The 26,000-nt window shown below is 51.3% G+C and carries 24 protein-coding genes; 9 read left to right on the top strand and 15 right to left on the bottom strand.

Annotated elements, in window-relative coordinates; translation table 11 throughout:
• Positions 1-78 precede the first annotated feature (78 nt).
• Positions 79-1,296 (top strand): AAA family ATPase, encoded by a 1,218-nt coding sequence (locus NEA10_RS06240; RefSeq protein WP_252664440.1) that lies wholly within the window; start codon positions 79-81, stop codon positions 1,294-1,296.
• Between the two features lie 97 nt (positions 1,297-1,393).
• Here NEA10_RS06240 and NEA10_RS06235 read toward each other — a convergent pair whose 3' ends face one another.
• Positions 1,394-1,786 carry a RidA family protein gene (locus NEA10_RS06235; RefSeq protein WP_252664438.1) on the bottom strand — a complete coding sequence of 131 codons (393 nt, stop codon included), beginning with the start codon at positions 1,784-1,786 and terminating at the stop codon, positions 1,394-1,396.
• A 68-nt stretch (positions 1,787-1,854) separates the two neighbouring features.
• On the opposite strand from NEA10_RS06235, the gene galT reads away from it, so the two are divergent.
• Both galT and NEA10_RS06225 read left to right on the top strand, forming a co-directional pair.
• Complete coding sequence (galT, locus tag NEA10_RS06230) at positions 1,855-2,883, top strand: galactose-1-phosphate uridylyltransferase (protein WP_252664437.1); 1,029 nt, start codon at positions 1,855-1,857, stop codon at positions 2,881-2,883.
• Between the two features lie 60 nt (positions 2,884-2,943).
• Positions 2,944-5,100, top strand: coding sequence for a pentapeptide repeat-containing protein (locus tag NEA10_RS06225; protein WP_252664435.1), 2,157 nt, complete (start codon positions 2,944-2,946; stop codon positions 5,098-5,100).
• Positions 5,101-5,479: 379 nt separating this feature from the next.
• Here the strand turns inward: NEA10_RS06225 and NEA10_RS06220 are convergent, their stop codons facing one another.
• The 8 genes from NEA10_RS06220 to NEA10_RS06185 all read right to left on the bottom strand — a co-directional run bounded on the left by NEA10_RS06220 (position 5,480) and on the right by NEA10_RS06185 (position 13,597).
• Positions 5,480-6,298, bottom strand: coding sequence for a formylglycine-generating enzyme family protein (locus NEA10_RS06220; RefSeq protein ID WP_252664429.1), 819 nt, complete (start codon positions 6,296-6,298; stop codon positions 5,480-5,482).
• Positions 6,299-6,344: 46 nt separating this feature from the next.
• The gene (locus NEA10_RS06215; protein WP_252665304.1) at positions 6,345-6,578 is read right to left on the bottom strand and encodes a formylglycine-generating enzyme family protein; all 234 of its coding nucleotides are present in this window, start codon (positions 6,576-6,578) and stop codon (positions 6,345-6,347) included.
• 24 nt (positions 6,579-6,602) lie between these two features.
• Positions 6,603-7,661, bottom strand: a complete 1,059-nt coding sequence (locus NEA10_RS06210) for an RNA-directed DNA polymerase (RefSeq protein ID WP_252664427.1) — start codon at positions 7,659-7,661, stop codon at positions 6,603-6,605.
• Positions 7,662-7,666: 5 nt separating this feature from the next.
• Positions 7,667-8,011: a diversity-generating retroelement protein Avd gene (gene avd / locus NEA10_RS06205; RefSeq protein ID WP_252664426.1), complete on the bottom strand. Its 345-nt coding sequence runs from the start codon at positions 8,009-8,011 to the stop codon at positions 7,667-7,669.
• A 124-nt stretch (positions 8,012-8,135) separates the two neighbouring features.
• Positions 8,136-9,635, bottom strand: coding sequence for a formylglycine-generating enzyme family protein (locus NEA10_RS06200; protein WP_252664425.1), 1,500 nt, complete (start codon positions 9,633-9,635; stop codon positions 8,136-8,138).
• A 57-nt stretch (positions 9,636-9,692) separates the two neighbouring features.
• Positions 9,693-10,841 (bottom strand): hypothetical protein, encoded by a 1,149-nt coding sequence (locus NEA10_RS06195; protein ID WP_252664424.1) that lies wholly within the window; start codon positions 10,839-10,841, stop codon positions 9,693-9,695.
• A 132-nt stretch (positions 10,842-10,973) separates the two neighbouring features.
• On the bottom strand, positions 10,974-11,930 hold the full coding sequence (locus NEA10_RS06190; protein WP_252664422.1) for an AAA family ATPase: 957 nt from the start codon (positions 11,928-11,930) through the stop codon (positions 10,974-10,976).
• A 38-nt stretch (positions 11,931-11,968) separates the two neighbouring features.
• Complete coding sequence (locus NEA10_RS06185; RefSeq protein WP_252664421.1) at positions 11,969-13,597, bottom strand: caspase family protein; 1,629 nt, start codon at positions 13,595-13,597, stop codon at positions 11,969-11,971.
• Between the two features lie 85 nt (positions 13,598-13,682).
• Between NEA10_RS06185 and NEA10_RS06180 the strand changes: the two genes are divergently transcribed.
• Positions 13,683-14,117, top strand: coding sequence for a CU044_2847 family protein (locus tag NEA10_RS06180; protein ID WP_252664419.1), 435 nt, complete (start codon positions 13,683-13,685; stop codon positions 14,115-14,117).
• 102 nt (positions 14,118-14,219) lie between these two features.
• Here the strand turns inward: NEA10_RS06180 and NEA10_RS06175 are convergent, their stop codons facing one another.
• The 3 genes from NEA10_RS06175 to NEA10_RS06165 form a co-directional block, all read right to left on the bottom strand.
• The gene (locus tag NEA10_RS06175; protein ID WP_252664418.1) at positions 14,220-14,456 is read right to left on the bottom strand and encodes an RpnC/YadD family protein; all 237 of its coding nucleotides are present in this window, start codon (positions 14,454-14,456) and stop codon (positions 14,220-14,222) included.
• A gap of 173 nt (positions 14,457-14,629) precedes the next feature.
• A complete protein-coding gene (locus NEA10_RS06170) occupies positions 14,630-15,520 on the bottom strand; it encodes an Rpn family recombination-promoting nuclease/putative transposase (protein WP_252664416.1) in 891 nt (296 codons plus the stop codon).
• 149 nt (positions 15,521-15,669) lie between these two features.
• Entirely contained in the window at positions 15,670-16,200 is a 531-nt protein-coding gene (locus NEA10_RS06165) for an HNH endonuclease (RefSeq protein WP_252664414.1), read from the bottom strand.
• A gap of 375 nt (positions 16,201-16,575) precedes the next feature.
• Between NEA10_RS06165 and NEA10_RS06160 the strand changes: the two genes are divergently transcribed.
• Positions 16,576-16,917, top strand: a complete 342-nt coding sequence (locus tag NEA10_RS06160) for a hypothetical protein (RefSeq protein ID WP_252664412.1) — start codon at positions 16,576-16,578, stop codon at positions 16,915-16,917.
• 91 nt (positions 16,918-17,008) lie between these two features.
• Here NEA10_RS06160 and NEA10_RS06155 read toward each other — a convergent pair whose 3' ends face one another.
• Both NEA10_RS06155 and pruA read right to left on the bottom strand, forming a co-directional pair.
• A complete protein-coding gene (locus NEA10_RS06155) occupies positions 17,009-17,431 on the bottom strand; it encodes a hypothetical protein (protein ID WP_252664411.1) in 423 nt (140 codons plus the stop codon).
• Positions 17,432-17,695: 264 nt separating this feature from the next.
• Positions 17,696-20,674: an L-glutamate gamma-semialdehyde dehydrogenase gene (pruA, locus tag NEA10_RS06150; RefSeq protein ID WP_252664410.1), complete on the bottom strand. Its 2,979-nt coding sequence runs from the start codon at positions 20,672-20,674 to the stop codon at positions 17,696-17,698.
• 205 nt (positions 20,675-20,879) lie between these two features.
• Here pruA and NEA10_RS06145 point away from each other — a divergent pair, with 205 nt between their 5' ends.
• The 4 genes from NEA10_RS06145 to thiD all read left to right on the top strand — a co-directional run bounded on the left by NEA10_RS06145 (position 20,880) and on the right by thiD (position 25,047).
• A complete protein-coding gene (locus NEA10_RS06145) occupies positions 20,880-21,554 on the top strand; it encodes a phosphorylase family protein (protein WP_252664409.1) in 675 nt (224 codons plus the stop codon).
• A 126-nt stretch (positions 21,555-21,680) separates the two neighbouring features.
• A complete protein-coding gene (locus NEA10_RS06140; protein WP_252664407.1) occupies positions 21,681-22,523 on the top strand; it encodes a cell division protein FtsQ/DivIB in 843 nt (280 codons plus the stop codon).
• Between the two features lie 403 nt (positions 22,524-22,926).
• The gene (ftsZ, locus tag NEA10_RS06135) at positions 22,927-24,195 is read left to right on the top strand and encodes a cell division protein FtsZ (protein ID WP_252664405.1); all 1,269 of its coding nucleotides are present in this window, start codon (positions 22,927-22,929) and stop codon (positions 24,193-24,195) included.
• A 3-nt stretch (positions 24,196-24,198) separates the two neighbouring features.
• Positions 24,199-25,047 carry a bifunctional hydroxymethylpyrimidine kinase/phosphomethylpyrimidine kinase gene (gene thiD, locus NEA10_RS06130; RefSeq protein WP_252664404.1) on the top strand — a complete coding sequence of 283 codons (849 nt, stop codon included), beginning with the start codon at positions 24,199-24,201 and terminating at the stop codon, positions 25,045-25,047.
• 29 nt (positions 25,048-25,076) lie between these two features.
• On the opposite strand, the gene pstB is transcribed toward thiD, so the two are convergent.
• Entirely contained in the window at positions 25,077-25,907 is an 831-nt protein-coding gene (gene pstB / locus NEA10_RS06125; RefSeq protein ID WP_252664403.1) for a phosphate ABC transporter ATP-binding protein PstB, read from the bottom strand.
• Positions 25,908-26,000: the final 93 nt, after the last annotated feature.

The raw sequence follows: 26,000 nt of genomic DNA, 5'->3' as shown, positions 1-26,000 counted from the left end.
CAACATTGCCCCTTTTAATTTTTTGGGCTAAGATTTGGGCAATTTCAGAGAGCATCTACGATTTTGGGGATTCATGTTATGCAATGGATTGATTTTCAGCAAACCCTAAATCAGCGGGTACAGGAAGAACAGTTAGATGAAGAACAAGCCAAAGCGCGTAACTTTAGTCCCAAGGGTCATAGTCTTGTGCGGGGTGCGGTGGGGTCGGGGAAATCTTTGGTGTTGAGAGATCGGGTGAGTAAAATCTTGGAGGATGGCTTAACCTCAGTTTTAGTCTTGTCTTATAACCGTTTCATGCGCTTTTGGCTAGAGTCAAGCTTGCAAAAACAGGGGTGTAACGTGGAATGTGGGACGTTCCACCAATGGAGCTATCGCCACTTTGAGTACAAATATCGAGAAGACCAAGAGGAAGAATCTCGCAAGAAATTAGTCAAAACAGCACAGGAGTCTGGATTGAAGTACGATGCTATTTTGGTTGATGAAGCTCAAGACTTTTATGATGAGTGGTTTCAGACTATCTTGGCGGTGTTGAAACCTGAGACTAACTCCCTGTTTTTCGTTTATGACAATACCCAGTCTGTCTATGGCCAGTCCCATCGTCGTAATAGTGGCTGGACTTGGAAACAGTTGGGAATCGATGTGGTGGGGCGATCGCAGATTTTTGATGTCAACTATCGCAATTCACCCGAGATTTTAGAGTTGAGTTGGCATTTAATCCAACCCGCGTTGGAAAATGTGGGACTGAGGTCGGACAAGCGGGAAAATAGTCCTCCTATCGACCGAGTGATTGAACCGAAGAAAAAGGGCGATCGCAGTTCTGGCGTTAGCCCCAGCCTGATTCAGATGAATTTCTCCGAAATGCCTGAAGAAATTGCTAAGCAGGTGAAACAGGCATTAGAAAGCTGTCCTGACTCCTCTATCGGCATTTTAACCCATAGAAATTCCCGCGAACTGAGGGTTAAGATAAGTGAGGAACTCGCTAAATTAGAGGTGAATCATCATGCTCCCCAAAGCTCTAAAGAACGCAGCGGGAATGTCGTTAATCGTCCCTACGTCATTGTTGATTCTTGGAATGCCCTCAAGGGAGTCGAGTTTGATGCCGTGATTCTAGCAGGGGTCGATTTAGTCTTGGGGCAGCATAAAAACCCAGACCGTGCTTTTGAAGAAATGGCGGGACTTTATACTGCCATAACCCGCAGCAAAGACCATCTAATTATGCTCTATCAAGACAAAAAGCCGGTAATCGAGCAGTTGGAAAATGCCTTAACGGCAGAAGACCAGTTAATGGTTGTCTAATCCAGTCGATGGCCAACGGGAGGATAGTATAGCAGGTGGTATCTGTTTTAATATCCTGTTCTAAATATCCTCTGTATTTCTAAACGATGGGCTAACCCTAATCACCAGAAACCATAGCAATACATTCAATTTCAACCCGAACATCTTTCGGTAATCGTGCCACTTCTACGGCGGCCCGAGCTGGGGCATTGGCTTCATCAAAATACTGACTATAAACCTCATTCATCGCCGCAAATTCATTCATGTCAGCCAAAAAAACGGTGGTTTTAACGACGTCTGAAAAACTAGCACCTGCCGCCGTTAAAATTGCCTTGAGGTTCTCTAACACTTGCTGAGTTTGACCTTTAATCTCCCCAGTTGCCACCAGTTCACCTTGAGGATTGAGGGGAATTTGTCCAGCCACAAATAGGAGTTTGCCTGTGGCGAGGACGGCTTGGTTATAGGGACCTACGGGAGCCGGGGCGTTGTCGGTACGGATAATCTGACGCATTCAGGGTACAGGTAACAAGGTGATTGTGCCACCCTATTCTATAGCTGAATCTTCTTTAAACCAAACTGATGAATGAGTTGCGCCATAATATCATTACCCGAGATTGGGTGATTATCGCCACCGATCGCGCCCATCGCCCAGATGAGTTTAATCAACAGCGGCCCGCCCCGGCGGATTTGCCCCCCTATCGTGAGGATTGTCCCTTCTGTGCTGGGAATGAGGCCCGGACTGGGGTAGAAACGGCGATTCTCTCGGATGAGCGTGGCTGGCGGGTGCGGGCGGTGTTAAACAAATTTCCCGCCCTATCCCCGGATGGGGAAGTGGTACGACAGCAGGGGCATATCTATCGGTCTCTAACGGCGGTAGGGGTTCATGAAGTAATCATCGAACATCCCCGCCATAATGTCACTCTGGCCTTACTCTCCCTAACGGATATTGTGGATGTGCTGCGGATGTATCGGGAACGCTATCGCTACCTGCGCAAAGATCCTCGGATTTCCACCATTGTCATTTTCAAAAATCATGGTCGGGGTGCAGGAACCTCCCTCGAACATCCTCACTCCCAAATTGCAGCGACCCCCATTGTGCCTAATCAACTGCGGCTACGGACTCAGGAAGCAATTCGCTATTTTGACGATTGGGGGGAATGTATCTTTTGTCGGACTTTAGCCGAAGAACTCAAGGCGGGCGATCGCATTGTCTGTGAAAGCAAGTATTTCGTGGCTTTTGTCCCCTACGCCGCCCTCTCCCCCTTCCATCTCTGGATTTTTCCCCGCCGCCATGTCTCTTCCTTTGAAGATATCTCCGATGAGGAGATTGAGGATTTAGCGGAAATCCTGCGCGTCGTCTTGGCGAAACTCTATGTCGGATTAAATAATCCTGACTACAATTACACCATTCGCTCGATTCCCACCGATGAACATCGCACCAACTATTTCCATTGGTATCTGGCGATCGTTCCTCGGGTGTCCCTGACGGCTGGCTTTGAGATGGGAAGTGGGATGTATATCAATACCACTCTCCCAGAAGCCAGTGCTGAGTTTCTGCGATCGATTCCCGTTGGGGAGTCTCCTGCCAACTCTGGGGGCGATCGCTGATACCCTTGTTAGAGACAATTGAGAGCAGACTGTTTTCCCCGCCATCTATCTGGTTCTTCTATGGCAAGCCCTTCCACTCCTGTAACTCCACAACGTCTATCTCCCTGGTGGCGCAGTACGGTGCGACAACTCCCGATTCTGGTACGTCGGGGCTGTGCCTTTGTGGTGGAAGTCTCCTTTATTGTGGGGAGTGCTGGGATTCCCTATGGCTTTGGGGCCTACGCCACTCAACGAGAGATTGGTGAGCCGGTTCCCCTCAGTCCCCTGTTAGCTGCCACAGAAGACCGTATTGCCCGGGTGTTGAGTCTTCCGGTGCGCCAACCGAATCGTAATGTGTCTCCCCTGACGAATCTGTTTTGGACGGGGGCCCTGGCGATGCCCCTGTTGGCTGGGGGGTGGCAGATTTATTTACTCTCTAAAACGGGACAAACGGACCCGAAACGCTGGTTTGGGGTCAAGGTGGTTAATCGTGAGGGGATGCCGCCGACTCTGGTGCAGGTGATGCTTCGGGAGGCGATCGCCCGCTGGGGAGTCTTTGGGGGCAGTGCTTGGCTCCTCTGGCGCGTCACTGGGGCCTTTCCCGATTTGGGCATTTTACTAGGACTGACTGGGGCGATTCTCTTGGCGGAAGCCTTGGCCTCTCGGTTTAACCGCCAGGGCCGGGCCCTCCATGACCGCTTCGCTCAAACCTATGTCTTGGATGCTCTGGATAATCCCTATGGAGATTGGCAGCCGCAGGAGTTGGAGCGCGATCGCCATTGGACTCAGGTGGAGGGAGAGGCCGTCAGTGCGATCGTTGTTTACCCTCAGCCAGAACCCCGACCCCGGGCCGGAGCGAGTCTCTGGCTTTGGATGTTACGCAACCCGGCCACAACTCTATTATTGGTGTTGCTGTTTTGTCTGACGGCGGTATTGGGGACGTTTGTGGGGACTCAGGTTTATATTCAGCAACAGGCCAATACACGGGAGTTTCAGGAACAAGATAATCAGATGTTCTTGTCCCTGGTGGATAAACTCAGTTCCGGGGCCGGGGGTGCAGAGCGCCGCCGAGATGCTATTTTGGCTCTGGGAACCTTGAATGATACCCGGGCCTTAGCCTTGTTGGTGGACTTATTGGGCCAGGAAACGGAACCGGAGTTGATTGATGCCAGCCAACAGGCGATCGCCTCTCAAGGTACAACCGCTATTGTGGACCTGCGTCGGCTCAACCAATCCCTAAAAACTCAGTTAGACTCCCTCGAATATGGGGGAACCGCTGAGGAAAAAGCCTTGCTTGCCCGTCGTCTGCGGGCCACCCAGCGGGCGATCGCCACCATCCTCAGCAACCACAGCGGCGAACTCCCCACCGCCGACCTCAGCCGCACCCATCTCGGCCAAGCCGTCACGGAAGTTCCCTTCACCCTGGTTTTAGATGGCGTGGATTTAGCGGGGATTCGCTTTCGCAGCAGCGTCTTAACCCGAGCCAGTTTTCAGGAAAGTCAGTTTTACGGGCCTGGGGAAGATGGACGCTTTGGCACCTATGATGATTGGATTGCCGACCTCTCGGGAGCGGATTTGAGTTATGGCAACTTCGCCGGGGCGACTCTGACTCAAGTCTGGATGTACCGCAGCAACGTCATGCAGGCAAATTTCAATCACGCCGATCTCCGGTTTGTCAGTGCAACGGGGTCTAATTTCAGTTCCGCGCAACTGGTGGGGGCGAATTTGGAGGGCGCCTCGTTACGTCAAACCAGTTTCACTGGGGCGGATTTGAACGCCGCCGACTTCACCAATGCTGATTTACAGGGAGCCAGTCTGACGCAAGTTCGGGCTGGGGGCAGTCTTTGGAGTTCGGCCAACGTCAGTCAAGCCAATTGGCAGGGAGCGGATTTAGCGGGGGCTGACTTCTCCCGAGGGAATTTAAGTAATAGCAATTTCCGCGATGCTAATTTATCCGGGGCTAATCTCCGCCGTGCCAATTTGGAATATGCCAGTTTTCATGGCAGTGATTTAAGTTGGGCCGATTTACGGGGGGCGAATGTCTCGGGGGCTGATTTTCAGGGAGTGACCTGGGAGGCGGCTGCATCCGAGGAGGAGAGCGAGTTTGTGGTTCGTTCGGATGAGGCTCAACCTCTCAGTTTTGTCGAGGGGGTTAATTTCAGTCGAGCGCGTAATTTAGACCGAGAGGCGGTGGCGTTTTTGTGCGATCGCGGGGCCATTCATCCTGATTGTCCTTAATTTTGCTTGAGTCGTTGTTGGACCTCCTCAACGGAGATATCAAGCAGTTGGGCGATGTTTTCTGGGGAATGGTTGCGATCGCGCAGACGTCGAATTAATACCAATTTTCAGAAGTCGTGCCATAAATAACTGTAGGGGCGTACCCTTGTGGTCGCCCTCCTCGCTATCGAATGTGTGGCAAGCCTATCGAAAAATGGTATAACACCAATTTTCAGAAGTCGTGCCATAGATGTCTGTAGGGGCGAACGGCTGTTCGCCCTCCTCGGTATCGGATGTATAGCAAGCCTATTGAAAAATGGTATAAAAAAAATGCGCTTCGCGCAGGAAAAAGAGTACAAAAAACACAGAGCAAAGAGCAACAGAGATAAAGTGCAAAGGGCTATGGAGTCCGCGCCACGGAACAACACACCCGAAAACCGATGTTGTTGAGGCGATTGTCCGGGGTATTCCTGACGCGGTTAGCAGAACGGCAGCCCCTAGGGTTGTCGTGCCAAGAACCGCCGCGCAGGAGCCGTTCTTGTTCCTTGCCTGTAACCCAGGGAGAGCCATCAGTTGGCGCACCCTCATAATTCTCATGCCAGCCGTCGAAACACCACTCATAAACATTACCGTGCATATCATACAGCCCAAAGCCATTGGCGGGAAAACTCCCCACAGGGGTCGTCTGTTCACGATATTCACCCTTGGGACTTTGACCATAGGTATAGTTGCCATCATAGTTGGCTACGTCAGTCGTTATGAGTTCCCCAAAGGCGAACGGTGTCGTCGTTCCCGCACGACAGGCATATTCCCATTCCGCTTCACTGGGGAGCCGATAGTCCCGTCCCGTCGCTTGGGAGAGGCGCTGGCAAAACTCTACCGCTTCATACCAATTGACTCGTTCAACTGGATGAGTGTCCCGCTTGAACTTTGAGGAGTCGGGGTCAAGGTCATGCTCAATCTTGGGCAGTCCCCTGGCAACGGCACGCCACTGGGCCTGAGTCACGGGATATTTGCCCAGGAAAAACTCGGGAACTGTCACCGAATGTTGGGGAAACTCATTATCTCTAGCTCCTTTCTCCCCCTTTGCTGCTCCCATGAGAAATGTCCCTCCGAGAATTTGCACCATTTCCAATATCACCCCCTCTCCTAAGTCTTCTCGATATTGCCGAGCAGTTCGGGGACGACGGCGGAGGCGATATAGCATTGGGGATGTCATATCTGAGTGGGGGGAACGGATAACTCTTCGGGATTCCCCTACCAAGCTACCCGCTCCCAGAGGATTTTTGGATGCTGTCACCAGTATCACTGGAACAGGTCTGGACTCTCGAAGGCACACCCGAGGGATTCCCATCCCCCAGTTCTGGCAGGTGGAGAGTCAGCGCCACGGAACAACACACCCGAAAACCGATGTTGTTGTTGCGATTGTCCGGGGTATTCCTGTTGCGGTTAGCAGAACGGCAGTTCCTAGGGTTGTTGTTCCAAGAACCGCCGCGCAGGAGCCGGAGGTGCCTGTCCCGTCTTCACGGTCTCGCGATACCGAGATCCGTGAATATCTTTTGCTGCAAATGCCAGGTGTCACCATGGTCTAGGTGGGCCAACCAGCTTTGCAGACAGTTCTCAAATGTTTGTTGGCAGATTCTGCCCTCATTATACTCTGTTGTGAGCCGGCGGAGACGACGACGACCGCGACGTAGGTTTTCAGTTCGGACACGAACACGATCGGGTAAGACCCGAAATCCCAAGAAATTTGCTCCGTGGCGGGTTTCAAATTGTTGAGTTTTCACAGGATGCAACGCTAAACGCAGACTGGCTAAGTAAGTGGTAATCTCTTGACGTGCTTGCCTGAGTTGATCTGCATCATCGGAAAATAGGGCAAAATCATCCACATAGCGCAGATAATGCGTAATTTTCAGTTGTTCATGGACAAATCGGTCTAAACCACTCAGATAAAGATTGGCAAAAAATTGGCTTGTGAGATTGCCAATCGGTAAACCGCGCTGACGTTGATGAGGGGTAAACAAATCATCCCCTGGAAAATATTCGATGATCGATTCTTGAAGATTACTGTTATCAATAATTCGGTCGATAAGCCATAACGTATCTGGACATTTAATTTTTCGTCGAATCAAAGTTTTGAGAATTTCGTGATCAATGCTGGGAAAATATTTTTTAATATCGCATTGCAAAATAAAACGATGAGTCCTAGAAAACTCCGTGAAACGCCTAAGGGCGCTATGGGTTCCATATCCAATACGGTTAGCGAAGCAACTATTGGTAAAAGTACGCTCAAAAATTGGAACAATTACGTTACAAAGAGCATGATGAACAACGCGATCACGGTAAGGCGCTGCTGAAATTTGTCGTTTCTTGGGCTCCATGACGTAGAACGTCCGATAGTCGCCTGGTTGATAGGTTTTCTCAATTAGCTCTTGCCGAATTTCAATTAAGTTATATTCTAAATTGTAATTAAACCTCAGAACATTATCGCGATAACGTTTCCCCTTCTCCGCCTGTCGTGCAGCAAGCAGTAAATTCTCAAATGTTGTGATATTACACCAGAGATTGCCATGTCGTTTCACAGAAGCTAATCCTTTATACGTTGCTGTTGCTTCAACCAGCCACCCAAGTCACTACCGATATCATTAAGTTTCTGACTCGCAAACTCATAGCGACGAGTGCAAATAAGGTCAAAGTCTAAGAGGAGACGAGTTTGGTATCGTAGAATATCTAGTTCACTATTTAGTTGTTTTAAAATCAAAGTTTTATCACGGGAAAAACGGGCACGAACTAGGTTTTCCAACAAGTTATAAAGATTGACAGCGATTTTGTCCCCTAATATGAATTTATGGCTGCGAGGTAACTTATTTAGCAGCGGAATATACCAAAGAATTAGGTCGTAAGTTTTTTGGATAATTGGCAGTTCTTCCATAATTCTTATGTTGACAGATTTATTTCTCAAGGTCAAGTAAAAAAATTAAAAAAAATGCGCTTCGCGCAGGAAAAAGAGTACAAAAAACAAAGAGCAAAGAGCAAGAGGAATAAAGCGCAAAGGGCTATGGAGTCCGCGCCACGGAACAACACACCCGAAAACCGATGTTGAAGACGCGATAGTCCGGGGAATACCAGTTGCGGAATGCAGAACGGCAGTACCTAGGGTTGAGGTTCCAAGAACCGCCGCGCAGGAGCCGTTTTTGTTCCTTGCCTGTAACCCAGGGAGAGCCATCAGTTGGCGCACCCTCATAATTGTCATGCCAGCCGTCGAAACACCACTCATAAACATTACCGTGCATATCATACAGCCCAAAGCCATTGGCGGGAAAACTCCCCACAGGGGTCGTCTGTTCACGATATTCACCCTTGGGACTTTGACCATAGGTATAGTTGCCATCATAGTTGGCTACGTCAGTCGTTATGAGTTCCCCAAAGGCGAACGGTGTCGTCGTTCCCGCACGACAGGCATATTCCCATTCCGCTTCACTCGGGAGCCGATAGTCTCGTCCGGTTGCTTGGGAGAGGCGCTGGCAAAACTCTACCGCTTCATACCAATTGACTCGTTCAACTGGATGAGTGTCCCCCTTGAAACTTGAGGGGTCGGGGTCAAGGTCATGCTCAATTTTGGGCAGTCCCCTGGCAACGGCACACCACTGGCCCTGAGTTACCAGATATTTCCCCAGGAAAAACTCGGGAACTGTTACTGAATGCTGTGGATACTCATCATTATCAGCTTCTTCTTCACCCTCGGCTGCTCCCATGAGAAATGTCCCTTTAGGAATCTGGACCATTTCCAAAGTAAATGCCATCTCAGGACTAAACAGAGACTCCAGAAACTGCAACCCTTGACCCTCAGAAGGCTGAGTTACCACCTCTGACTCAACCTTTTTGAGTTGCACGGTTTCAAAAGCAAAGGGTTCGAGGTCAACCTCATCAGATGCCGTCACTGGCTCGAAATACCCTTGTCTAAACTCAAACGTTTCTGGGGACGGGAAGCCATCCTCGTCCCCATCTAATAGGGCCGGTTCCAACCCCAATTCCCGCAAGACATCCTCCTGGTCTCGCGCCAGCTCAAGCCAGCGTTGCCGCTCATCATCCTGTGCCTCGGCAATGGCATCCCGCAGTCGTTGGCGCAGTTTCCGAGACGCCTCATCACGGGGTAGACAGGCCAAGGCCAGCCAGTCAAAATCTCGCCCCAAGTCCCGAGTTACCCTAGGATTGCTCGGTAACTTCACCGTCACATAAGCCGTCATAAACCGTGCCAGTTCCTGGAGTCGAGCCTCTCCAAAACGGCTATCCTGTCCTAACTCCCGTAATAAGACCGCCCGCAGCTCCGGGTCCATCTCATAGAGGTCATCACCCACACTGTCAAACCAGGGAAATAGCAACACCTCGGGAACCGCAATCCAGGGACAGTTGGGGAGAAAGTTTTCCCGCAAGCAATAGAGCAGTTCCGAGGTTACAGCAAAGGGAAATGCGGCATGATAGGCAAGGTCAAGATGGCGAAACCCATAGGTTTGCCGGAAACTGCGGATGATGCGGGGGAATGAGGCAATAGACAAGGGTTTCTTTATGGTGCTTCTTTATGGCGGACGGTTCGTTGTCAGGGTCATCAGGCGCTAGTTACGGAGTTGGCTGAGGGCTTGGCTGACTCCGGCTTGGCTGAGTTCAAACATGGCACTGCCGAGCTGTTGCAGGTCCCTGGCGATGGCGGCGGCGGTGGTGTCTGGCCAGCGGTGTTCGGGCATGGGGTTAAGCCAGACTAGAGCGTGGAGATGGGGCTGAATCTGGTGCAGGAAGTCACGGGTTAGGGTCACTCTATCACTGTTGTATCCCCCTCGTGCGGCTCCCCCATCGCTAAAAATCAGGGCAACGGTACGACTGGGGGAGAGACTGGCAAAGAGGTCATCAAAGGGTCGGATATCAGCCCCTTTGGCAGAGCAATAGACAAATCTCTCGGGGACGTTACGAAAATAATACTGCTCGACGCGCTCAAAGTGTTTTGGTTCAACGGTGGCCAGAAGACAATCCCGGGGAAAGCGAAAGGGAACCATCGACCCATCCACATCGATGAGAAGGAGTAATTCCAAGACATTGACTCGTTTGGCTTCTAGGGGAGGGCTTAAACAGCGTCCCTGGGTTGCCAGTTGGGTTAGGGTGGCGGCAATATCCACCTGACCGGTGGTGCCTCGTCGCAGCAGTCGCCGCACTTTCCGCCAGCTTCGGCGAGTCAGGCGGGGGTGAACGGGACTGTCTCTCGGTTGCAGGCGATAGCCTTCGTCGGAGGTCTCCGGGGGCGGCAAATCTCCTCCCTGAAAGGCACTGAGAGTTCGGGGACCTCGACGGGGTGCGGGGGGTTGTGGCGGCCGAGGAACGGTAGGGGGGGATACGGCTGCGGTTGAGTCGTTGGGAGTGGTGGAATCTGTGACTGTTTCGGTAGTGGTTAGGTCCTTTGACGTGGTGGAATCTGTGACGGTTGGGGCGGCGGTTGGCTCGGTTAGGGTGGTGGAATCTGTGGTCGTTGGGGCGGCGGTTGCGGCGGCTGTGCAGTGTTCTTGAAAGATATGTTCAAAATAACGAACGGTTGCCTCATCTTGAGTTTTGAGCCAGAGGAGACGACAGAGTTGTTTTAAGGCATCCTGGTTGTTAGCTGCTTGGGATTTCCCGAATCCCAACTCTAGGGCAGTGAGGAGGAGCTGATAATCTTGGGGAGATAATTTTAGGGGGTCACGAAGTTCTAAGAATAATTCAAATAGGGGAAAAGACATCGGGGTTCTGAGTTCTGAGTCGGGTATATTCCGAGGTGAGCTATCCTGACTGGCTGTTAAGGCGACGATAAACGTTAGACTCGATAAGATTATCCGCAAATTGTACGGGTTTTCTATCTCATCGTGGCGGGTTTAAGACAGGCGATCGCGCTCTCCTTTGGATTTCAGTAAAATTCCTGCATAGGCGGGATTTTGGGCGATTGTCTCAATTTTTTCTGAGGCATCTTTCTGCCCGATTAAAACGGTGAGCCAGTCGAGGAGTTCGCTGGTGCTAGGTTTCTTGCCATAGGGAGGAACCTGACCGCGAATGTCTAAAAACTTAGCGATTGCTTGGTCAATAATCTCCGCCCGGTCTGATTCTGGGAAATGACAGTTGACAATCTCTGTTAGATGCTGAGGGTCAGGAAACGGTAAATAGAAGAACAAACAACGTCGTAAAAAGGCTTCCGGCAGGTCTTGCTCTTGGTTACTGGTAATAATCACAATAGGTTTCTTAGCTCCATCTTCCTCAGCCGGAACCCGCATCTGAGTTTCCTCAACGGTAAAATAGCTTTCTTCGAGAACTGAGAGCAAGTCATTGGGAAAGTCAATATCTGCCTTGTCAATTTCATCAATCAAGAGAATCGGCCGCTGTTCTTTGTGTTGTAATGCTCGTCCCATTGCCCCCCATTCCAGATAGCCGTCGGGGTCACAAAGACGCTCAACCAGTTGTTGTCGTTGTTCATTCTTCAGGAAGCGGTCTAAGGCAGGAGTCCCCACCAGTTGAGCGTCCCGTAATTTACCCAAGGCATCATAAATATAGCAGCCTTGTTTTGCCGTAGAAGTTGATTTAATGTTCCAGCGGAAGTAGGGCCACGTTTGTCCCTTTTCAAGATAGCGTTGTCCAAATTCATAGGCAATGGCAGGAGCGAGTAGAGTTTTGCCACAACCCGGTTCTCCTTGGAGAAAGAGAGGACGTTCTAGGGCGATCGCCAGATTAACGGCTTGGACTAAATCAGCATTGGGGAGATAGGGAAAAACCCGTTTTTGGCGATTGGGTTTAGGTTGATACTCAGGTTTTCCAGAGTATTCCAGAGTTTGAGTCGTCATGATACACTATTTGGTAACAAAGTATTTAGGAGCAAAGTTCACTTCATCAAAGTTGGCAGAATGTCGCGTATCCACTCAAGTTCACAACATGAACAGAGTTCTTTTAAAATTTTTTGGGGAGTCGGGTTTTCTTGTTGATAGTAGGTAATGAGCTTTTGCCGAAGTTCTTCAGGGGGAGTATTTCTTCGATAAGGTACCAGGTTATGCTGATAGTTTATAATCCAGTTTAAATCTTCCTCCAAAAAGTTTTCTGCAACCAGCTCGACGATATTCCTAGGGTTAACTTGATTATAGTTCTGCTGCAAGAAACTCGAATAAAAACCATCTACCTGCAAGTATTTTGATGAATTATCTTTGGAGCCATAATCGACCATAAACAACAAAAATGGGGTTTCTATCAACTCATTTCTGATAAGTCTATCTTTTGTGCTGTTTATAACTTGTGAAATTTCATCAAAAAGTTTAAACCAAAATTCATCTAAAAAAACTTTGATGTCTTCGTCGGGCAAATTCTCGATTTCATTCAGCACTAAAATAACAGTTCTTCTGGTTTTCCAGTTCTGAATTAGTTGGGATCGAATTTCGTTGGGTGTGTTTTTACCCGGTAAATAGCTGCCAAGTTTGTGCCAAATATCCTCAATACTTGGGGATATTCCTGGGATTGTAAAAATTATTTTACGATGGCTAGTGATATACCTTGAAAGCTTATAGTACCAAAGTCTAGATAATAACCAGTGCTGACCACTCTCGGCTTCACCTCGTATCCAAAATGCTCCCAGCTTACGCGGAGCCTCCAAAAAATCATTAAATACTGCATCAACCTTACGATAATTGAATTTTTGTAATGTCTTAATAAACAATTCAGTTTCTTGACCAGAGCGACGCAATTCAGTTCTAGGATGAAGAAGCTCAAAATCAAAACCAGGAGATGCCTTAGATATAGCTGTTTGACCTGAATTTTTTAAATCTTCGATAACCGACTCAACAAGCATATTGAAGCTAACTTTTTTGGTTTTAGGATGAGGGGTCATCAAAGCATCCAAAACCGCCTTAGAAAAAACACCATAACCATCTTTTTCATAAGCTCTTTCCCGAGACCGACAGGCTGCTAAAATTCCTATTTTTCCACCATTGCTGGGTGTAACAAAATCACCTTCCAGGCACTCTCTCTCAAAGTATCCATCAGCCATTACACCAGCATGACAGCAGTCCATCAGGATGACCAGGTTAGACAACTTATACCTTTCAATTGCGATGCAAAACTTACCAAATAAGTCCCTAAATGAGATGCAATTAACTGGATTTCCTTCAGATATATTACTATCACTGGCAGCAATATATCCCTGAGCTGGGCTGAGTTCAGAGTTGCTCTTTATCAGTAATCCATGACACCCAAAATAGATAAGGGCATCTCCATCAGCCTGGATAAGAAATTCGTCAATTTTTTGATTCAGGTCTTGACAAAGCACTTCTTTGCTTGTACTAAGTTCATAACCCGTCCTATCATCATAGTGTTCTGGATAGTATGTCACAATCCATTGATTATTACTGAGGTCAGGTTCTTTTAGAACTTGAGCAATTTCGTTCCCGTCTCGGATCACATTTGGAAGGGGATTGCCGTGTCGATACTGTGAAATTCCGATAACGAGGGCATGGCGTTGGGGCATATCACGTTGCAGTCAGTCAATTGCAGGCAGATCCAGTTTATAAGATGATGGGGGAAGAATGCTATAAATTCATCAAAACTCAGCCATGGCCAATGAACTCCCCCTACAGATGTTGATCTACGAGGATGAGCAAAACACCCCCTACACCATCTATGTCCAGTCTCAGGATGCTGCTGGCGTCGATCCCGATCGCCTGCAAGAAAACCTGCAAGAGAAACAGCCTTCGGGCGATCGCCCCGGTCGAGGATTCGGCGATATTCCCATCGATGAAGAGGCCAAAAAACAGGCTAAACGACGCGCCCAACAAGCTATTCAAACCCTGCGTGGTTCCGCTGGATTAGCCCTTCGAGCTTTTCGCGATTTAGGCGGGGCAGAAGTAGCAGAAATCAACCTGGAATTTGCCTTGAAATTTGCGGGAAAAACCGGAGTTCCTATGGTTACAGAGGGGTCGGCTGAAACCAATATGAAAATTCAGGTTAAGTTAAAGTTTCCTGAGAAAAATAGCGACAATCCATCCTGAATGACGATTTAATTGCCTCCACAAGCGTCCGGGCCCCCAGACACCCGGTTTCTGGCAGAAACCGAGTGTCTCAACCCCCAGCCGGCCACCCCCGCGTCACACTCATATCAACAACCGTTGAACCTCCTCAACAGATACATTAAACACTTGCGCAATCTCTTCTAGGGAATAGTTGCGATCGCGCATACGTCGAATTATGAACCGTCGTTCCTCTTGACGGAATTCTTGGCGGGCCTCTTCCAGACCTTCTTGCCAACCTTCTTGCCAACCTTTTTCCCAACCTTCCAAAAAGGCCTCTTTATAAAAGCGAGTTTGTTTCAAATCCGCGATTTCAAACATTTGGGCAATCTCCTCGCGACTGGCCTTGGGAAGCCTCTAAACGACAAGAGTTTCAATCAGCTCAATCAGCTCTCATTGTAGCGGCGTGGCGGGGACGCTCTATTCACCCAGACACCCGGTTTCTGGCAGAAACCGAGTGTCTCACCCCCCAGCCGGCCACCCCCGCGTCATACTTACGTCAGGAACCGTTGCACCTCCTCAACAGATACATTAAGCACTTGCGCGATGTCTTCTAGGGAGTAGTTGCGATCGCGCATACATCGAATTACGAGCCGTCGTTCCTCCTCCCGACCTTCTTGACGACCCTCTTGACGACCCTCTTCGCGACCCTCTTCGCGGCCTTCTTCGCGGCCTTCTTCGCGGCCTTCTTCGCGGCCCTCTTGACGACCCTCTTGACGGCCTTCTTGTTGACCCTCCAAAAAGGCCTCCTGATAAAAGCGAGTTTGTTTCAAATCGGTAATTCCTAACATTTGGGCAATCTCCTCGCGACTAGCGTTGGGAAGCTTATACACGACAATAGTTTCAATCAAGTCAATCAGATCTCGTTGTAGCGGCGTGGCTGGGAAACGCTCCTGAGTCTGTTGAATCAGTACCTGTGCCGATTCTATCGCGGCCGATTCGGGTTCGACGACCAGTTTCATCAGGTTGACCCCAAACCGGTCCGAGTCCGGGAGTTCGTTCAGATAAATCCGAGTCACACGATCGCACTCTAGCAACTCCTGGAACTGATGCAACTCCGGTCGTTCCGTGCGTCGCGTTGGATAGATGACCACCACCCGCCAGGGATGAGACGGCCGATACTGTCGCAGATAGAGGAAGAGTTCCGCAAAAAGCCGGTAATAGAGACTGTCGTCAGCTTGGAATTGGACTTCCACTAGATACAGCGGCTGCTGGGGACTGTCACCTGTGGGTAGGAAAAGACCATCGAGGCGAAAGGCCAGTTGCTTGACTTCCACGGAGGTGAACTGATACTCCTCAGCTTCCTCATTCGGATGCTGAAGCAGGTCGAAGAGACTCCGGGGATATTGTTGGAAGATGCGGTAGAAGATGCTATCAGTTTTCACAGACTTAATGGCGAGTGACCGGTTGAAGTGATTCTATCTCCAAGTCCACCGCCACTCATTCAGACACCCGGTTTCTGGCAGAAACCGAGTGTCTCAACCCCTAGCAATCCACCCCATCAGACAAAGCACAGATCATCTGAGCGATCGCCCTAATAATCCGCTCCCACCTCAAACTGATGGTCTTTCCAGAACTGTTCGGCGAAGGCCACACTGGGGTGCATCGGCGGCTTCGGCTGACTGCGTAACGGCATCCCCGCTTGTTGAGGGGTGCGATCGCCCTTACGGGAATTACAACTACTACAAGCCGTCACCACATTGTCCCAAGTATGAGTTCCCCCCTTGGATTTGGGAATCACATGATCCAACGTCAGGTTCTTGCGACTGCCACAATACTGACAGGTGTGATGATCTCGCCGTAACACCTCCCGACGACTCACTCGGGGAACTTTCCAAATTCGCTCCGTTCCCGTGAACTTCATGCGAATATGCTCAGGAACCTCCAACACCATCGAGGGCGATCGCACCTGCCAGAAACTCGCCTCACCGGTAATTTGCAACGGTTCCGCTTTTCCCGCTAGCAGTAACACCACAGCCCGTCGTACATTAATCCGACTAATCGGCAGATAGTTCTGAGAAAACACAACTACCGACTGACTCAAAACATTGCTTATGCCGGTCACAATAAACCTCCCTATGCAAAACCCCCGCCTCAGAAACAAATCGAAGCGGGGGTGAGAATCTTGAAGTCCGGAAAAGAGCGGAGGGTTGCGCTTATTAAAAGCAAGCGTTTAACCCAATCGCCCCAAAGCAGGGACTATCCGCGTTATGATTCCACACCACCCGCGCCCTATCATAAAACGGTCTAAAAACCAGCTATCTGGCGCCATACCGACCTCAGCCGTCCCCAACGGGGCGGCTAGCCGAAACATCGCTAAAACTGGTAGAAAATGATAGTTCACGGTTTAACAGGTAAAACGTTGGGCGCTTTAAATACGCCTCCTTGCATACTACACTAATAGTACATTTTTTGTCCACTGGTTCTAGAGGTTAACCTGATGCCCGCTCAAACTCGTTCCCAAACGTCCACCACTCAGATGGAAGTCACCAGCATTCGTCTGGAACGCAGCCTCAAAGATAGACTCAAACAACTCTCCGGCTCCCAAGGCTATCAAGCTCTCGTTCGCGATATCCTCTGGAATTACGTTCAATACCAATCCGGTGACTATAAACCCGAATTTAGCAAAGCCGACATTCGCGCCAGCCTCCCCGCCATCGCCCAAAAACAAGAACGCTGCGTCCTCACCGGAAAACTCATCGCCCCCAAAGAATCCATGCTCTTCGGCCTCACTGCCGAAGGCTGTCTCGTTCCCCTCAGTGTAGACAGCCTCGACCCTTAATCCTCCTCAAACAAAAAACCTCCCGTCATCTCAGACAACGGGAGGTCTCACATTCTTTAACAGGGTTCAGGACAACCCTTAACTCAAGACTCTAGCGGCGCTTAACATCTTTCGCCATATTACGGAACATATCCATACTGGTATCAGTCCGGGCGTTGCGACGCTCAAAGCTTTCGCCGAGATTGGCACTGCTGCTGCTGTTGGTGCTGCTGTTGGCATTCATACTCGCACCGGGAGTATTACCCACGCTGGGGGTGGGTTGGCTATTGCCAAACTTGCGTTCTTCCATCGAAGAGACGTCAACGTAGCGTTCCGTATCGCCAACATTGAAATCTCTTTGTCCCTTAGGAAAGGTACGACGCACTTGTTTTGAGGTGCGCATATAGTCAATGTCACCGAGGGTTTTAGCCGCATCGTTGTCCAGAAAATAAGCCTGGCTCGGCTGCTGTTGCTTAATGGTGTTCTGTTCTTTCTGCTTCTTGCTTCCGAAGAGTCCACGAATAAATCCAGTCATAATATAGCTTTCCCCAGCTCTGCGTATTGTTGTTACTTATCTGAATCATAACAAAAGTTAGCATATTTTTCTCATAAATCTTTAAAAAATGCGCTAAGGAACTGAGGCGATCGCCCCAAAACTCCCCCCAAGAAGCCCCAGAAAGACGCAGATTCAGCCTCACAGCCGCCCTGAGCTAAATGTTAATTTTTATGAATAGCTTTTATGTTTTGTAACCGAGAGAGGCAATGGGGGCGCAGCGATGATACCACGCCCCCAAGCCCACTACTCCGCCCCTTCAATGGGAGCAAAGCCATGACGCTGGATATTCTCCGTAACCGTGCGCGGTTCGAGGAATTGCAGGAGATAATCAGGACCCCCCGCCTTCGACCCCACCCCAGACAACTTAAAGCCACCAAAGGGTTGACGAGAGACGATCGCCCCCGTAATCCCCCGATTCACATAGAGGTTCCCCACCTCAAACTCCACCTGGGCCCGGTCAATATGAGACGGAGTGCGGGAATAAATCCCCCCAGTTAGGGCGTAATTCGTACCATTGGCAACCCTCAACGCATCATCAAAGTTGGCCACCTTCAACACCGCCAACACCGGGCCAAAAATCTCCTCCTGGGCGATGGTGGCATCGGGGGCCACCTCCGTAATCACAATCGGCCCGACAAAATAACCCGGTTGCGGCGAGGCCAACTCCACCGCCACCGTTCCCTCCTGCTTCCCTTGGGCAATATACTCCCGAATCCGCTGCTGGGCTTTCCCATCAATCACCGGTCCCACCTGAGTTCCCGGCTTCGAGGCATCCCCCACATTCAGCGATCGCACCGCCTCCGTCAGCCGTTCCACAAACGTCTCATACACCGACTCCAGAACAATCACCCGAGAACAGGCCGAACATTTCTGGCCACTATAGCCAAAGGCCGACTGAACCACCCCAGCCACCGCCTGATCGAGATCCGCACTCTCATCAATGATGATGCCATTCTTACCCCCCATCTCAGCAATCACCCGTTTGAGGTGTTTTTGTCCCGGTTGTAGGCCGGCCGCATCCCGGTAAATCTGACAACCCACCTCCTGAGAACCGGTAAAGGTAATCATGTGGACATCAGGATGTTTCACCAAATGGGCCCCCACCGTCGATCCCTTCCCAGGGATAAACTGGAACACCCCCTTAGGAATCCCCGCCTCAATCAAAATCTGCGCCAACTGGGCCGCAATCACACTCGAAACTTCCGCCGGCTTCAAAAGAGTACAATTCCCCGCCACCAACGAGGCTACCGTCATCCCCGTAGGAATCGCTAGGGGGAAATTCCAGGGAGAAATAATCAAACTAATGCCCCGAGGCTGATAGTGATAGCGATTGGTTTCACCGGGGATATCGTAGGCCGTCTCCTCTTGCAGACGTTCCATCTCCGAGGCGTAGTAGCGACAAAAATCGATCGCCTCCGAGACTTCCCCATCACATTCCCGTAGGGGTTTGCCCACCTCCAACACCATCCAGGCGTTGAGTTCATGACGACGCTGTTCCATCAACTCCGCCGCCTTGCGTAAAATCCCGGCCCGTTCCGCCACTGGGGTTTGTCGCCAAGCCGTAAACGCCGCTTTGGCTGTCGCCACCGCCTCATCGGCTTGTTCAATAGAAATTAAACCCACAGTTCCCACCACCTCGTCAGGATTCGAGGGATTCAGGGATTGGGCCGTCCCTTGGGTGGAGACAAACTCTCCATTAATCCAAGGTTGATAGGATTGCCCTAACTGTTGCCGCACCTGAGACACCGTCTGCCAGGCGCGATCGCGAATCTCGGCTTGAGCATAATCCGAATCCGGGGCATTGGCAAAGGGCAAACGCTGGGGGGCGAACTCCGGCTTCTGAGGATCGAGTTGCGGTGGGGCGATTAACTCCTCAATGGGGCGATTTTCCAGATTTTGCCGCAGGAAAGAACTATTGGCGGTATTTTCCAACAGCCGCCGAATCAGATAGGACATCCCCGGTAACAATTCCCCATAGGGACAATACACCCGCACCCGGTGGCCCCGCTTGGCTAAGGCCCTGGCTAACTTATCGCCCATGCCATAGAGAACTTGCATCTCCACCCGACGGGGGGGAATGTTGAGGGTTTCGGCGATCGCACAGGCCAGGGCCTGCGATCGCACATTATGACTGCCAATGGCCGCATACAGATACTCATGATGTTCCAACAACAGCCGTGTGAGCCGTTCAAAGTTGGCATCCGTTGCCGCCTTATCGTTGTATACTGGTTGCGGCCAGTCATGTTGTTGGGCCCGAATCGTCTCACGATCCCAATAGGCCCCTTTCACCAGGCGCACCGTCACCGGGGTTCCTCGTTCCTTGGCCCAATCAATCAGGCCCCGTAAATCTGCTTCCGACTCTCGCAGGTAGGCCTGTAGCGTCACCCCGATATCACTGCGATCGCGAAACTCCGGTTCCAAGAGGATTTTCTTGAGAATCGAGAGAATCAAATCCTTATACTCATATTGCTCCATGTCAAAGTGAACCGCCGCCCCCGTGGCTTGACTATGGCGCAAAATCTCCCGCACGCGATCGCTCACCCGATTTTCACTACCCTGGGCATCAAGGGCATCAAACTGAGAATAGAACGCCGTCAACTTCACCGACACCTGGGCCCGAGGCAACGCTTCCCCCTCCGCCTCATCAATTTGCGGAACCGCCCGCCAATCTTGCGCCGCCGCCGCCAACTCGGTCATTAACTCCCGATAACGGTCAAAATACTGTTGCGCTTCTTGTTCCGTAATCACCGCTTCCCCAAGTAAGTCGATGGTAAAGGCCAACTTATCCTTACGCAGCCGTTTAACGGTTTCAATCACTTTGGGGAGGGTTTCCCCAGCAATGTATTTATAGGCTAAGGTTTCTACACCCGTGGCCACGGTTGTTGCCGCAAGCTGCCCAGGCACAGAATCGCCGCCACTAAAGCTAATCAGCTTTTTCAAGGCGTCCGGTAATTCGACTTCCTCGACCGTTAGATATTCTTGCAAGTGACGGGCAATTTCCGCCTTACTCTGTAACGCAGGCAAACAGTCAATGAAACGGAACAGTTGCACCCGTAAACCGGGGTTACTCATGGCCCAATCGAGCAATTTATCGTCCCAGCGCATCTGGTCACGGACTTTTGCGAAAAATCCGCCAGCTTCGCGGGTAGCCGCCAAAAGGTCTCGGGCAATGTCCTGAGTTTTGGCGTCGTAGGGAGTTGAGGTAGACCGTTGCGTGACCACGATATAAGAACCTTTGGCAATCAGAAGGGTTGAACAAGAAGATAGTCTTTAATTCTACAGGACTGTTCGACCCTTCTCTTGAACTCGATGACCTCAACGGCATGAGACTCAACCGAGCCTTTTCAGTAAATTGCTCTAAGTTGGGAATCTTCCCTTAAAATGTCAGGAAATCTGGTTTTTTTCAGGAAACCATGAAGATTAAACCATGAGCTTATCCCTTGATCTCATTTTGGTTCCCCAAGGTGCCGAGTACCAGGCTGTAAAGCGGGCCCAGTTACCCATTCCCATTGTTGCCATTCCCGCCGGCTTGACGGCCGTAGAGGCCAGCCTGAAGACCTGGCGATCGCAACCCCAGTATCGTCAGGCCAAGCGCGTCCTCGTCATGGGCCTAGGGGGGAGTCTCATTCCCCAACTGCGTCCCGGGGATGTGGTGTTGTGCGATCGCTGTCTCAGTCCCCAGGGAGAGTCCCAAGGGGCCGATGATCATCTCCTGAGGCAACTGGCTCATCTCTATGAAAAGCAAGGTCAACCCTTACCCCAATACAGCGTCTATAGCAGCGATCGCATCCTTCATCTGGCCCAACAGAAACAGCAGCTGGCACAAACCAGCGGGGCCGCCGTCGTGGACATGGAGGGGTGGGCCATTTGGCAAGCCTTCCCCCACGTGGCCATGATCCGAGTCATCAGCGACGACTGCCAGCAAGATTTACCCGATATATCGAAGGCGATCGCCCCCAACGGCAATTTAAAACCCATCACCCTAACCCAAGCCTTCCTGAAGCAACCCGCCGCCGCTATGAAGCTAATCCAAGGCTCCCTCCAAGGACTCCACCAACTCACCCAAACCGCCCATCAACTCAACCCCCACCTAACCCCCTAACACCTGGGCAACCACAAGGGATTGCCCCTTGCCTCTTGCCTCTTGCCCCTTGCCTCTTGCCCCTTGCCTCTTGCCTCTTGCCCCTTGCCTCTTGCCCCTTGCCTCTTGCCTCTTGCCTTCCCCCCCATGACCCCCCTTCCCCCTCACCTACTCCAACAACGCCGCCACCGTCTTCGTACTCGCCGACAACGCCGCCGACTGGGAATGCTCTGGAGACTGATGATTGTTGGCAGTGCTGCCGCCGGTTCCCTGTGGTTCCTCTCCCATCCCAACTGGGTCATCCAAAGTCCCGAAGATGTCCATATTTCCGGCAATCAATGGTTGCCAGATACCATCGTCCGCCAACAGTTACCCCTGTCCTATCCAGAAACCCTAGTACAAGTCAGTCCCCAGGCGATTGCCCATCACCTCGAAAATAATCTTCCTCTGAGCACAGCACGAGTTCAACGTCAAGTCTTGCCGCCACGACTGATGATTCATGTTCAAGAACGGGCCTCAGTCGCCGTGGCCTTACTTCCTCCGAAACGAAACCCTGAAGGGGTCTTAGAAGAGCAAGTGGGACTCCTCGACCCTGAAGGTCTTTGGGTTCCCATGGATAGTCATGATGTATTAACCCAACTGCCCCAACTTCCTGCCCTGCGAGTTCGGGGAGCCAGACAAGTTTACGAACAGTCCTGGCCCGAGGTCTATGCCACCCTCAAGGCCAGTCCTGTAAAGGTCGAGGAGGTGACTGAAATTGACTGGCGCGATCCCAGCCAAGTCATCCTTAAGACTCAGACCCTAGGCTCCGTTCATCTGGGGACTCTCAACGATCGCTTGCCCGAAAAACTCAAAGCCCTGGATGGCCTGCGGTATCTTCCCCAAGAGGTGGAGATGCGGGAGGTGGAGTATATCGACCTGCAAAATCCTGACGTTCCCTATCTTCAGAAACGCTCTAGTGAAGCCAGTGAGTCCCCATCCAGTGATTGAATGGCCTTGCCAGTTGCTGGTATGATGGGTTATTCTCCGGTCGAGTCGGCGTTGTTTATCTCCTCAATGGGGCGATCGCACGCCTTAACTAGATAAGGTCTTGAGCTGGTCCTCTCTCCTCGCGAGAGATTTCTCAGTTCGGGAAAGGAGGCAACCGCTGAAAAATGTTAAACTTCGGACGGATTCCCTCTTAATTTGGATAACCCATCCTTACGCTGTCGGTGTGTCCACTGCTGATCACGTCTAGGGCGGCCGTGAGTCTCGGGTGGGTCTTCCTCCTGGAACCTTACCCCCAAGCTCTGACTTGCCTGAAGGGCGATCGCCGTAACTCCTTGCACCGTACTGTTGACGTTTCAGTTGCCGAACCTCGAAACTTCTTGTTAACCGATTTCGCTCGATTCCAATGACCTCAAACAGTCAACTCGCGTCGCATCCAACCCCCCCTTCTGAGGGACAATCGAATTTTCCAGTCGCCGCAGATAACCCTAATCCCTTCGGCAACGCGGGCTTGTATGGAGAGCGTTCTGAAGACCGACGAGTCCCAGAGGAAACCCCCACTCCGGCCTCAATCCAGCCCAGTAACGAGGCCAGAATTAAGGTCATCGGTGTGGGTGGGGGCGGTGGTAATGCGGTCAACCGGATGATTGCCTCGGAACTCTCGGGGATTGAATTTTGGACGGTGAATACTGACGCTCAGTCGTTGGTTCACGCCACCTCCGCCAAGCGGATGCAAATCGGACAAAAAATCACCCGAGGTTTAGGTGCAGGAGGAAATCCTGCCATTGGTCAGAAGGCGGCGGAGGAATGCCGCGATGAACTCATGGCCGCCCTAGAAGGGGCCGATTTAGTCTTTATTACTGCTGGAATGGGGGGCGGAACCGGAACGGGGGCTGCCCCAATTGTGGCGGAGTTAGCCAAGGAAGCGGGGGCGTTGACCGTGGGGATTGTCACCCGTCCCTTCTTGTTTGAAGGCCGTCGCCGTTCGGAACAGGCAAAACAAGGGATTGAAGCCCTCCAAAGCCGCGTTGATACCCTGATTGTTATTCCCAATGACAAATTGTTGGCGGTGATTCCTGAACAGACCCCAGTTCAAGAGGCCTTCCGCTATGCTGATGAGATTCTGCGTCAGGGGGTTCAGGGGATTTCCGATATTATTACCATCCCCGGCTTGGTGAATGTGGACTTTGCGGATATTCGTGCCGTGATGGCGGATGCCGGTTCAGCCATGATGGGCATTGGCCAAGGGTCGGGGAAATCTCGGGCCCGGGAAGCGGCGGCGGCAGCGATTTCGTCTCCCTTGCTCGAAGCCTCGATTGAGGGGGCCCAAGGGGTGGTCTTTAATATCACTGGGGGCATGGATTTAACCCTGCATGAGGTGACGGCGGCGGCGGAAACCATCTATGAGGTGGTGGACCCCAATGCCAATATCATCTTTGGGGCCGTGTTGGATGAACGGATGCAAGGGGAAGTGAAAATGACCGTGATTGCGACGGGCTTTTCCGGACAGAGTCAGGGTTATGATGCTAATCGGGCCGTCCAAACTCCAGAACCGACCCGGTCGAGTGATTATATTCCCCCAGCTCCCCGTGACCCGGTGGGGTCTCCCCCGCCTCGTTTTGGGGTCGGTTTGGATATTCCTGAGTTCTTGCAGCGGCGGCGGGGTCGGGAATAGGGCATGGTACAGCGTCCGAGAGTCAGCCAACCCTCGGTTAAGATTCCTGTGGCCCTGACCATCGCTGGCTCCGATAGCGGTGGTGGGGCCGGGGTTCAGGCAGACTTGCGAACCTTCGCCTTTCACTGTGTTCATGGAACCAGTGCCCTCACCTGTATTACGGCTCAAAATACCCTCAGTGTGACCCGGGTGGATGCTCTACCACCGGAAAGTGTCATAGCACAGATTGATGCAGTTGTCAACGATATTGGGGCAGATGCCATTAAGACGGGGATGCTGCTCAACGCTGAGATTATGGCCGTGGTGGCTGAGCGGTTGCAGTCTTACCATTGCGATCGCCTGGTGGTGGACCCGGTGATGGTATCTCGCACTGGAGTTTGTTTGATTGACGATGAGGCGATCGCCACCCTACGCGATCGCCTCATTCCCCAGGCCACCGTCCTCACGCCCAATCGCTACGAAGCCCAAATCCTGGCCAAGCAAGAGATTCACACCCTCGACGACATGAAAGCCGCCGCCGAAACCATCTTTAAACTCGGCAGTCAGGCGGTCTTAATCAAAGGCGGCGGAATGCGGGGGAAACTCTGTGGCGTCGATGTCTGGTTTGACGGGGAGACCCTCGAAGTTCTCAGAACCGAAACCGTGGGAACCCATCACACCCACGGAACCGGCTGCACTATTTCTGCGGCCATGACCGCTAATTTGGCCCTGAAGCAGTCTCCCCTAGAGGCGACTAAACAAGCCAAAATCTATCTCACCCAAGCGTTGCATCATGCTTTAGCGATTGGTGAAGGCCAGGGCCCAGTGGGCCATTACTTCCCCCTCCTCCCATCCCCGAAATTATCGGGATAGGGGCGAAAGATTTTTCGCCCCTACCGGGATTAACCGAAACGACCACTCACATAGTCCTGGGTCTCCTGACGAGCCGGGTTGTGGAAGATTTTGGTGGTTTCGTCATATTCCACCAAATAGCCGACCTTGTTGCCCTTCTGAGTGGCTTCTGCGTTATAAAATGCCGTCAAATCCGACACCCGCGAGGCTTGGTGCATGTTGTGGGTGACAATCACAATGGTGTATTGCTGCTTGAGTTCATGGATGAGTTCCTCAACCCGCATCGTGGAGATGGGGTCTAATGCCGAACAGGGTTCATCCATGAGGATGACATCCGGGGAGAGGGCGACCGCCCGAGCGATACAAAGCCGTTGCTGTTGCCCCCCAGATAGGGCCAAACCACTCTCTTTGAGCTTATCCTTGACCTCATCCCAAATGGCCGCCTTGCGCAGGGATTGCTCCACCAATTCATCGAGATCTCCCTTGTAGCCATTAATGCGGGCCCCGAAGGCGATATTCTCAAAAATGGACTTGGGGAAGGGGTTGGGTTTTTGGAAGACCATACCAATGCGCCGCCGCACGGATACGGGGTCAACAGATTTGCCATACAAATCTACATCGTAGAAGGTAATTTGCCCTTCTACCCGTGCCCCTGTAATTAAATCATTCATGCGATTGAAGCAGCGCAGAACCGTGCTTTTCCCGCAGCCAGAGGGGCCAATAAACGCCACAACCCGGTTTCTAGGGATGATTAGGCTGACATCCCGCACCGCTAACTTATCACCATAGTAAACATTAAGATTCTCAGTCTTGAGTGCCGCTTCAGCTAACAGGGCTGCTGAATTTGGCGCAGATTGAGACGGGTGATATGAATCAGACATTATAGGTAAAAACCTCCAAAAAACAACAATGACTTGAACAAGGGTTAACACATCCGACCAAGACCTGAGGACATCAGTTGAGATGACCCCCCC

This window comes from Phormidium yuhuli AB48 (assembly GCF_023983615.1).
GTDB classification, from domain to species: domain Bacteria; phylum Cyanobacteriota; class Cyanobacteriia; order Cyanobacteriales; family Geitlerinemataceae; genus Sodalinema; species Sodalinema yuhuli.
The sequence above is the reverse complement of the archived record's forward strand: the minus strand, read 5'-3'. Positions and strand labels throughout refer to the sequence as shown.